Genomic DNA, 9,879 nt, shown 5'->3' with positions numbered 1-9,879 from the left:
CCATGAACGATCAAGTGATAATTTTTGACACGACCTTACGTGATGGCGAGCAAGCGTTGGCAGCAAGCCTTACGGTAAAAGAGAAATTACAGATCGCTTATGCACTTGAACGACTGGGTGTAGATGTTATTGAAGCGGGTTTCCCTGTGTCATCGCCAGGCGATTTCGAATCAGTACAAACCATCGCAAAAAATATTAAAGATAGCCGTATCTGTGCGCTTTCTCGTGCAGTTGCAAAAGATATCGATGCCGCTGCAGAAGCGCTAAAAGTGGCTGAGCAGTTCCGTATTCATACCTTCATTTCTACATCGACGGTTCACGTTCAAGACAAATTACGCCGCAGCTACGACGATGTTGTCGAGATGGCAGTGAAAGCAGTAAAACATGCGCGTAACTATACCGATGATGTTGAGTTCTCTTGTGAAGATGCCGGTCGTACACCTATCGACAACCTATGTCGTATGGTTGAAGCCGCGATTAACGCTGGCGCAAAAACCATCAATATTCCAGACACCGTAGGCTACACAGTACCGAATGAATTCGGTGGCATTATCCAAACGCTATTTGATCGCGTACCCAACATCGATCAAGCGATCATCTCTGTTCACTGTCACGATGACTTAGGCATGTCGGTTGCTAACTCAATTGCTGCCGTTCAAGCGGGCGCTCGACAAATTGAAGGCACAATCAATGGTATTGGTGAGCGTGCGGGTAACTGTTCTTTAGAAGAAATCGCAATGATCATCAAAACTCGTCAGGAGCTATTAGGTGTTCATACTGGTTTGGACCATAAAGAGATTCACCGTACCAGTAAGTTGGTTAGCCAGCTTTGCCACATGCCAATTCAAGACAACAAAGCAATCGTTGGTGCTAACGCATTCAGCCACTCTTCAGGTATCCACCAAGACGGCATGCTTAAGAACAAGAACACTTACGAGATCATGACGCCTGAGTCTATTGGCTTGAAAAACAAAGCATTGAACCTAACTAGCCGCAGTGGTCGTGCAGCCGTTAAGAGCCACATGGACGCAATGGGCTACAAAGACAATGAGTACAACCTAGATTCATTGTACGAAGACTTCTTGAAGTTGGCTGACCGTAAAGGCCAAGTATTCGATTACGACCTAGAAGCACTAATGCACTTCGCAAATCTACGTGACGAAGATGACTTCTATAAACTTAACTACCTAAGCGTACAATCTGGTAGTGTTATGTCTACCACCAGCATCAAGCTGCAATGTGGTGATGAAGAGAAATGCGAAGCGGCTGTCGGTAACGGCCCGGTTGATGCTTTATACCAATGTATCTACCGCTTAACAGGTTACGAAATTGCATTGGATAAATTCGACCTTACCGCGAAAGGTGAAGGCGAAGATGGCTTAGGCCAAGCTGATATTATTGCTAACTATAAAGGTCGCAAGTACCACGGTACGGGCGTTTCAACGGATATCGTTGAGGCCTCTGGTCAGGCGCTACTGCACGTTATTAATAGCATTCAACGCGCAGACACCATAGCTGAAATGAAACAGCAAAGAATCGCAACAGTTTAAACACCCAATAACAGAGCCCTAGAGCCGATGTTGTTGGCTTTAGGGACAAAATTTAAAACGAGCGAAAGAGCTCAGTAACAAGAATTAAAGGATTAACATGACTGATAAATCATACAAGATTGCCGTACTACCTGGTGATGGCATTGGCCCAGAAGTAATGCAGCAAGCACACAAAGTGCTAGACGCGATTGAAAAGAAGCACGCGATTAGCTTCTCTCGTGAAGAGTATGATGTTGGTGGTATCGCAATTGATAACCATGGCTGTCCACTTCCAGAAGCGACAGTAACGGGTTGTGAAGAATCTGACGCGGTACTATTTGGTTCGGTTGGCGGCCCTAAATGGGAACACCTTCCACCAAACGATCAACCAGAGCGTGGTGCCCTACTTCCTCTCCGTAAACACTTCCAATTGTTCTGTAACCTACGTCCTGCACAAATCCATAAAGGTCTAGAGTCTTTCTCTCCTTTGCGTGCTGACATTTCAGGTAACGGCTTCGACATCGTTGTAGTTCGTGAACTAACCGGCGGCATCTACTTCGGCCAACCTAAAGGTCGTGAAGGCGAAGGCGCAACTGAGAAAGCTTTTGATACAGAGGTTTACCACCGTTACGAGATCGAACGTATTGCAAAGATTGCATTTGAATCTGCACGTCTACGTAACAAAAACGTTTACTCAATCGACAAAGCAAACGTTCTGCAGAGCTCTATCTTATGGCGTGAAGTGGTTGAAGAGATCGCAAAAGATTACCCAGATGTCACGCTAAACCATATGTACATCGACAACGCGACCATGCAGTTAATCAAAGACCCATCTCAGTTTGACGTGATGCTATGTTCAAACATCTTTGGTGACATCATCTCTGATGAATGTGCAATGATCACAGGCTCTATGGGTATGCTTCCTTCTGCAAGCTTAAATGAAAGCAACTTCGGCCTATACGAACCAGCAGGTGGCAGCGCACCAGATATCGCAGGTAAGAACATTGCGAACCCAGTCGCGCAAATCCTTTCTGCAGCGCTAATGCTTCGTTACAGCCTAGGCGAAGAAGCGGCAGCACAAGACATCGAAGCAGCGGTTTCTAAAGCACTTTCTGCAGGCGAGCTAACGGCAGACCTTGCAGGCAAGAACCAAGCACTGACTACCTCTGAAATGGGTGACAAGATCGCCGAGTACATCTTAGCTTCATAAGCTAAATGCTCCGATTAGAAGCAAGTACATAAGAATAATATCAAGCCAAGTCAGCGTTAACCGCATGACTTGGCTCGAAACAAACACTGGGACTGATGCTCCCAAGGAAGAAAAGCTATGTCGACAAACCAGCAAGCAAAAACCTTATACGAAAAAGTTTATGACGCTCACGTTGCGGTTGCAGCGAAAGGCGAAACGCCAATTCTTTATATCGATCGTCACTTAGTCCACGAAGTAACGTCGCCACAAGCCTTTGATGGTCTGCGTGAAAAAGGCCGTAAAGTTCGCCAAGTAGGCAAAACTTTTGCGACGATGGATCACAACGTATCAACACAAACTAAAGACATCAACGCTTCTGGTGAGATGGCTCGTATCCAAATGGAAACGCTATCGAAAAACTGTGAAGAGTTTGGTGTCACGCTTTACGACCTAAACCACAAATACCAAGGTATTGTGCACGTAATGGGCCCTGAGCTAGGTATTACGCTACCGGGCATGACCATCGTATGTGGTGACTCACACACGGCTACACACGGTGCATTTGGTTCACTAGCATTCGGTATCGGTACTTCAGAAGTTGAGCACGTTCTAGCTACTCAAACGCTAAAACAAGCTCGCGCAAAAACCATGAAAATCGAGGTAAAAGGCAAGGTTGCTCCGGGAATCACGGCAAAAGACATCGTGCTAGCGATCATCGGTAAAACAACGGCTGCTGGCGGTACTGGCTACGTGGTTGAATTCTGTGGTGAGGCAATTACCGACCTTACGATGGAAGGTCGTATGACGGTATGTAACATGGCAATCGAGCTAGGTGCTAAAGCGGGTTTAATTGCCCCTGATGCAACGACATACGAGTACATCAAAGGTCGTAAGTTCTCTCCACAAGGTGAAGACTTAGAAGCGGCAATCGAATACTGGGACACATTGAAAACCGATGCTGACGCTGAGTTCGATGCGGTTGTCACACTAGAAGCGGCAGACATCAAACCACAAGTCACTTGGGGCACAAACCCAGGTCAGGTTATCTCAGTAGACACACCAATCCCAGCACCAGAAAGCTTCGCAGACCCTGTAGAAAAAGCGTCGGCTGAAAAAGCGCTGGCTTACATGGGCCTTGAAGCCGGTAAATCTCTATCTGATTACAACGTTGATAAGGTCTTCGTTGGTTCTTGTACTAACTCTCGTATCGAAGACATGCGTGCAGCAGCAGCGGTAGCGAAAGGCCGTCAAGTAGCGAAACACGTTCAAGCGCTTATCGTTCCTGGTTCAGAGCAAGTTAAAGCACAAGCTGAAGCTGAAGGCCTAGATAAGATCTTCATCGAAGCAGGCTTTGAATGGCGCCTACCGGGTTGCTCTATGTGTCTTGCAATGAACAATGACCGTCTAGGTCCACAAGAGCGCTGTGCTTCTACATCAAACCGTAACTTTGAAGGTCGCCAAGGCCGTGATGGTCGTACGCACCTAGTTAGCCCAGCAATGGCTGCCGCAGCGGCAATCGCTGGTCACTTTGTCGATATTCGTGAACTTTAATTAGAGGATTTAACATGTCAGGTTTTCAACAACACACCGGATTAGTCGTTCCTCTAGATACGGCCAACATCGATACTGATGCGATCATTCCAAAGCAGTTTCTACAGAAAGTAAACCGCATCGGTTTTGGTAAGCACTTGTTCCACGATTGGCGCTTCCTAGACGATGCTGGCCAACAACCAAACCCTGAGTTTGTAATGAACGAAGCACGCTACCAAGGCGCTTCAATTCTTCTAGCTCGTGAAAACTTCGGTTGTGGTTCATCTCGTGAACACGCACCTTGGGCGCTTGCCGATTATGGTATCCAAGTAATGATCGCACCAAGCTTTGCCGACATTTTCTATGGTAACTCGATCAACAACCAAATGGTGCCAGTTCGATTGACTGAGCAAGAAGTGGACGAGCTATTCCAATTCGTTGAAGCGAATGAAGGAGCAGAAATCACGGTTGATCTAGAAGCGATGAAAGTTAGCGCGAACGGCAAAGAGTACTCGTTTGAAATTGATGAGTTCCGTCGTCACTGCTTACTGAATGGTTTAGATAATATCGGCCTTACACTTCAACACGCCGATAAGATCTCAGAGTTTGAAGCTAAGATTCCTAGCTTCCTAAAATAATGAGACGTTTCTGAATAAATCTAAAGGTTGGCCAAGTGCCAACCTTTTTTATTTGGCTAAGCTTTTAACTTAACTTCATATGTTTATTTAAATGAAGAGCTGTGAAAGAAAATGGTAAGCCATAAGGTCTTAGTAGTCAGTCATCAGGAGAATGCCATGAAACAACTACTTTTTATTGTCAGCCTACTTTTCTCAACCTTAGCTTGGTCGGCGCCGAAATCAGAACTGTGGCCGTACTGGAATCAAAGTAATGAGGTCAACTCGGAACAAATTTCTCATCAAAATTGGCAGCAATTTCTCGATAACTACTTAGTTAAACAAGGGCAAAATACCCTAGTTCGCTATAAAGCAGTGAACACTGCCGATAAGACAAAACTCAATCAATACATCAAGCAACTCGAACAGGTTAATCCGCTCGACTATTCAAAAGCGGAGCAGTATGCCTATTGGGTTAACCTATACAACGCCGTGACTGTCGATTTGATTCTTGATGCTTATCCGATCAAATCCATCACTAAACTTGGCGGACTATTTAGTTTTGGGCCGTGGGGAGATGATGTGGTAGTCGTTAACGGAAAATCACTGACACTCAACGACATTGAACATCGAATCCTAAGACCGATTTGGCAAGACCCTCGTACGCATTATGCAGTGAACTGTGCCAGCCTAGGTTGCCCTAACTTACAACCTGACGCTTTTACCTCTGACAATACTGAAGCCTTGCTAGAGCAAGCTGCAACTGAGTTTGTAAGCAGTGACAAAGGCGTGCTGGTTACAAACAGTAAGCTTCAACTATCATCGATTTACGAATGGTTTGCTGTGGATTTTGGTACAGAGAAACAACTTATTCAGCACTTAGACCAATATCGAACTCAACCTGTAATGAATACTCAAAACATCAGTTATGAATACGATTGGTCACTTAACCAAGCAAACTAGCTCTAAGGCTAAAGTTCATCACTAAAGCAAAAAAATAGGCTAGAGGTTTTTATTAACCTTGCCTCTTTTTTATCTATTGGACTATATCTCTACAATTAAAAGCTTGAGCCCGGTTGCTGCAAGAATTCAATTTCTTCGAGAGTCGAAGCTCGCCCTAGCACCTCATTACGGTGCGGATAGCGACCAAATCGCTCAATGATAACCTTGTGCTTAAACTCAAAATCCAGATTATGTTCTAATCCCGTTTGAGAAAAGAGTTCCACGGCTTGTTCATGGACTAACAAAGACTCACTGTGCATATAAGGCATATACAGAAAGCTTTTTTGTTGCTCGTTAAGCTGGTGATCAAAACCACCCGCTACCGCTTCTTGGGCTAGAGCCAACGCCATCGGATCAGCCGAAAAAGCTGTCGGACTGTTTCTGCCTATATTTCGAGAAAACTGATCAAGTACGATAATCTCTGCCAATCGCCCTTGTGCGTTTTGTCGCCATTCAAATAGCTCGCCTTGAATGGCTGCTTTATGCAGTTCAGAAAATCGAGACTCTATCAAAGTGTCAATCTCGGCGCCGCCAGTAAACCAATCTTTAGGCGTCAACTCATCGAACCAAAACTCTAGAACATCCTGATACAGTACCGTCATATAATTCCCTTTAATAAAAACCGAGTAACTTTGTTATTACTCGGTTTAGTGTTCGATTACTTAAAACCTTTGACCTTCTTTATCAGGTCATAAGCATTTTGAATTTCTTGCGATTTCTCTTTCGCAACATTCATCATCTCAGGCGGTAAACCCTTCGCCATCAGTTTATCTGGGTGATGCTCATTCATCAGCTTGCGGTAGGCTTTCTTCACCTCTTTACCGTCAGCACTTTCACTCACACCAAGAACCTTATATGCATCGCCTAGCTGGTTCTGTTGTGAAGCCTGTTGCCAACCTGATGAGTGTCCATGGTTTTGATGGCCACCAAAGCTTCCACCTTGCTGTTGGAAACGGAACGCAGCTTCTTGCATCTGCAAGCGGCGTTCTAGTTGCTCTGCCGAAAACCCAAGCCCTTGCGCTATTTTATGCAGAACTTGGCGCTCACTCGGGTGCAAACTTCCATCCGCAAATGCGGCAGATACCTGAAGCTCTAAAAAGAACTGCAGAAGATCAAAACGACCACCCGATGAGATTTTCACTCGCTCAAGTACGTCGCTCAGTGGGAAGTCGCTCTCTTTGCCGTCACGGAATGCATCTTGCGCCGCTTTGCGTTGTTCGCCGTGCAGATTCATGCGCTCCATCATGGTAGAAGCGAGTTGAATCTCTTCTGGCGTTACCTGTCCTTTCGCTTTAGCAACGTGCCCCATAACCGCAAAAGCGGATTTAAAAAACTCGTTCTGTCTTTCTGCTTGGCTTGGACCTCGACCAAAACCAGAGCTATTGAAGCCTGATTGGTTCAATCGGCGAGCTTTATCGAATTGGTGTCCTAAAAACAGACCAAAAACTAAACCGAGTGGCCCTCCAAATAAAAAGCCAAAAAACGCGCCCAAAATTTTGCCAAATATTTGCATTATGTGTTCTCTATCTATGAATTTTATCTGAGTAATGCTGTCTGATGATGCTGAATGCTATTATTTCCTTTATCATAAGGAAAATGCTTTATTAATTGGATTGATACTAGATCAACCCTTCATCTAGTGACACAGGATAGTTCAACTTCATGCAATCTTTTTCCCGCACCTTGTTAGCCGCGTCTATAAGTACGGCGTTATACGTGTCGACAACTCAAGCTGAAACAATCACCGATAGTAGTGTGCAGGAAATGCCCTCTATAGATCAATGCTTGATCGAGCCCGCTGCAGAAAACGAGACACAGCTACCCGCTCATGTTGAGTCAGATCGCTTAGAGGCTATCAATGGTGACAAAGCAATATATTCAGGTGACGTAGTCGTTACGCAAGGGAACAAGACCATCCTTGCCGATAACGTAACCCTGCACCAACAAGAAAATATCGTTGTAGCTGAAGGCAACGTAAACTTTAGTGATGGTCAAATCAAATCGGTCTCAGACAAAGCGACCAATAATCTAAATACAGATCAAATCGAACTAGAGAACACCCAATACCAGTTCCTTTGTGAACCAGGCCGAGGGGATGCCCAATATATATCCCGCACTGGTAAAGCGGTTTATACCATGGAAGATGGATCTATCACTTCTTGCCCACTAGGAGATAAGTCATGGAGGCTAAAAGCTTCTAGTATCGAGCTAGACCAAGATGAAGAACAAGCCACATTCTACAACCCACGTTTTGAGATTCTAGATGTTCCTGTTTTCTACATGCCATATCTCACTGTTCCAGTAGGAGATAAGCGTAAAACTGGCTTTTTGTACCCTACGATTTCGTACGGTTCAAGTGACGGTTTTGAAACCGAGGTGCCTTTCTATTGGAATATAGCACCAAACTACGATCTACTTTTCACAACTAAATATATGGCCGAGCGCGGCACACAACTAAACAATGAGTTCCGTCATTTAAGTGCTTTTGGTGAAAGCAATTTAAAATTCGAGTTCCTAGAAAGCGATGATAAATATCCAGAACAAGGCAGTCGCTGGGGAGGACAGTTCAACTTTGAAGGTATCTATCAACAAGCATGGAAGTTTGATATCGATTACTCGAAGGTAAGTGATGTTAACTATTTTTCAGACGTGGATTCGAACATAGGTAATCGTGAAGATGGTCAACTAATGCAGTCTGGCCAAATAAGTTATCGAGCATTGAATTGGGATGCTTCTCTCGCCGTTCGTGACTTCCAAGTACTCACCGATGGAAATACCCAAGCTTATCGCTTAATGCCACAGCTAACGTTTAACTATTACGCTCCTATTCTATGGGACTCTGTAGAGGTTGATATGATTAGTCATGTCTCTCAATTTGATACAGATGCAAAAGGAAAACCGACAGCAACACGATTGCACATAGAACCAGGATTAAAAGTACCACTAAGCACAACCTGGGGAACATGGACAACCGAGGCTCGCCTACTTGGAACATACTATAACCAAGATTTAAATGGCGTAGATGCTGAATATTTAGAGCTAGAAGAAAGCGTTAGCAGGGTTATTCCTGAGTTTAGAACTCACGCAGGTTTAGTGCTTGAGCGTGACACTAGTTACTTAAATGGTTATACACAAACTCTAGAACCTCAAGTTCAGTACCTTTATGTTCCAGAACAAGACCAAAGTGATATAGGCCTGTATGACACTACACTTCTACAAACAGATTATTATGGTCTTTTTAGAAGTCGTAAATACAGCGGCGTCGACTATATAGCAGCAGCAAATCAAGTCAGTTATGGAGCATCCTCACGTTTCTTTGATGACGAATACAAAGAGCGACTTAATATCTCTTTTGGTCAAATTTTTTATATCGATAAAGAAACAAAGCAATCATCTGGCAGCAACGATTCATCAGAAAACTCTAATTATTCATCCTGGGCTGTTGAGGTCGATTTTAACTATGATGACTACCTTTTTTACCATGGCGGCGTTCAATACGATATCGACTCAGCAGAAATGCAATTAGCCAATAGTACGATTGAATATCGTATCGACAATAACGGTTTTGTTCAGGCTAATTATCGTTATGTCACTAAAGAGTATATTGATGCTAACGTTGGTGAATCAATCAACAATATCGATGATATTACACGTGAAGGCATTTCACAGGCAGGTATTGTGAGCGGATACCAATTTACTCCGAAGTGGTATGCAAGCGCTCAGTATTATCATGATCTGAATGAAAACATCGCTATCGAGTGGTTAGCAAACCTACGCTATAAAGATGACTGCTGGTATGTAGGAGTTACCTACAGCAACGAACTCCGAAGCTGGACTGGTAATGGCTACTCAGACATAAATGCTGATCCTGTTTACGAAAACAACTTTAGTGTTAATTTTGGTATTGTAGGCTTCGGTACATCAGCTGGATCTAGGTCAAACGTTTCGGGCTTCGATAGCTCTGGAAACTCTTTAGAGTACGGCCGCCCATTCTTCTTAAACAACTAATTTTCTT

Annotated in this window: 8 protein-coding genes; 6 read left to right on the top strand and 2 right to left on the bottom strand. The window is 44.2% G+C overall.

Annotated elements, in window-relative coordinates:
* Positions 1-2 precede the first annotated feature (2 nt).
* The 5 genes from leuA to AB6E85_RS17345 all read left to right on the top strand — a co-directional run bounded on the left by leuA (position 3) and on the right by AB6E85_RS17345 (position 5,825).
* A complete protein-coding gene (gene leuA, locus AB6E85_RS17365; RefSeq protein ID WP_048614879.1) occupies positions 3-1,550 on the top strand; it encodes a 2-isopropylmalate synthase in 1,548 nt (515 codons plus the stop codon).
* Positions 1,551-1,647: 97 nt separating this feature from the next.
* The gene (leuB, locus tag AB6E85_RS17360) at positions 1,648-2,739 is read left to right on the top strand and encodes a 3-isopropylmalate dehydrogenase (protein ID WP_017061390.1); all 1,092 of its coding nucleotides are present in this window, start codon (positions 1,648-1,650) and stop codon (positions 2,737-2,739) included.
* Between the two features lie 117 nt (positions 2,740-2,856).
* Entirely contained in the window at positions 2,857-4,269 is a 1,413-nt protein-coding gene (gene leuC / locus AB6E85_RS17355; protein WP_059021564.1) for a 3-isopropylmalate dehydratase large subunit, read from the top strand.
* Positions 4,270-4,283: 14 nt separating this feature from the next.
* The gene (gene leuD, locus AB6E85_RS17350; RefSeq protein WP_017061388.1) at positions 4,284-4,886 is read left to right on the top strand and encodes a 3-isopropylmalate dehydratase small subunit; all 603 of its coding nucleotides are present in this window, start codon (positions 4,284-4,286) and stop codon (positions 4,884-4,886) included.
* Positions 4,887-5,042: 156 nt separating this feature from the next.
* Positions 5,043-5,825, top strand: a complete 783-nt coding sequence (locus AB6E85_RS17345; protein ID WP_372143360.1) for a DUF547 domain-containing protein — start codon at positions 5,043-5,045, stop codon at positions 5,823-5,825.
* A 95-nt stretch (positions 5,826-5,920) separates the two neighbouring features.
* Here the strand turns inward: AB6E85_RS17345 and AB6E85_RS17340 are convergent, their stop codons facing one another.
* A complete protein-coding gene (locus AB6E85_RS17340) occupies positions 5,921-6,466 on the bottom strand; it encodes a DUF924 family protein (protein ID WP_372143358.1) in 546 nt (181 codons plus the stop codon).
* Between the two features lie 56 nt (positions 6,467-6,522).
* Positions 6,523-7,377: a co-chaperone DjlA gene (djlA, locus tag AB6E85_RS17335; protein WP_372143357.1), complete on the bottom strand. Its 855-nt coding sequence runs from the start codon at positions 7,375-7,377 to the stop codon at positions 6,523-6,525.
* Positions 7,378-7,526: 149 nt separating this feature from the next.
* On the opposite strand from djlA, the gene lptD reads away from it, so the two are divergent.
* Positions 7,527-9,872: an LPS assembly protein LptD gene (lptD, locus tag AB6E85_RS17330; RefSeq protein ID WP_372143355.1), complete on the top strand. Its 2,346-nt coding sequence runs from the start codon at positions 7,527-7,529 to the stop codon at positions 9,870-9,872.
* The last annotated feature ends 7 nt before the right edge of the window (positions 9,873-9,879 follow it).

It is taken from the genome of Vibrio sp. 10N.247.311.51, assembly GCF_041467855.1.
GTDB lineage: Bacteria > Pseudomonadota > Gammaproteobacteria > Enterobacterales > Vibrionaceae > Vibrio > Vibrio coralliirubri.
The sequence above is the reverse complement of the archived record's forward strand: the minus strand, read 5'-3'. Positions and strand labels throughout refer to the sequence as shown.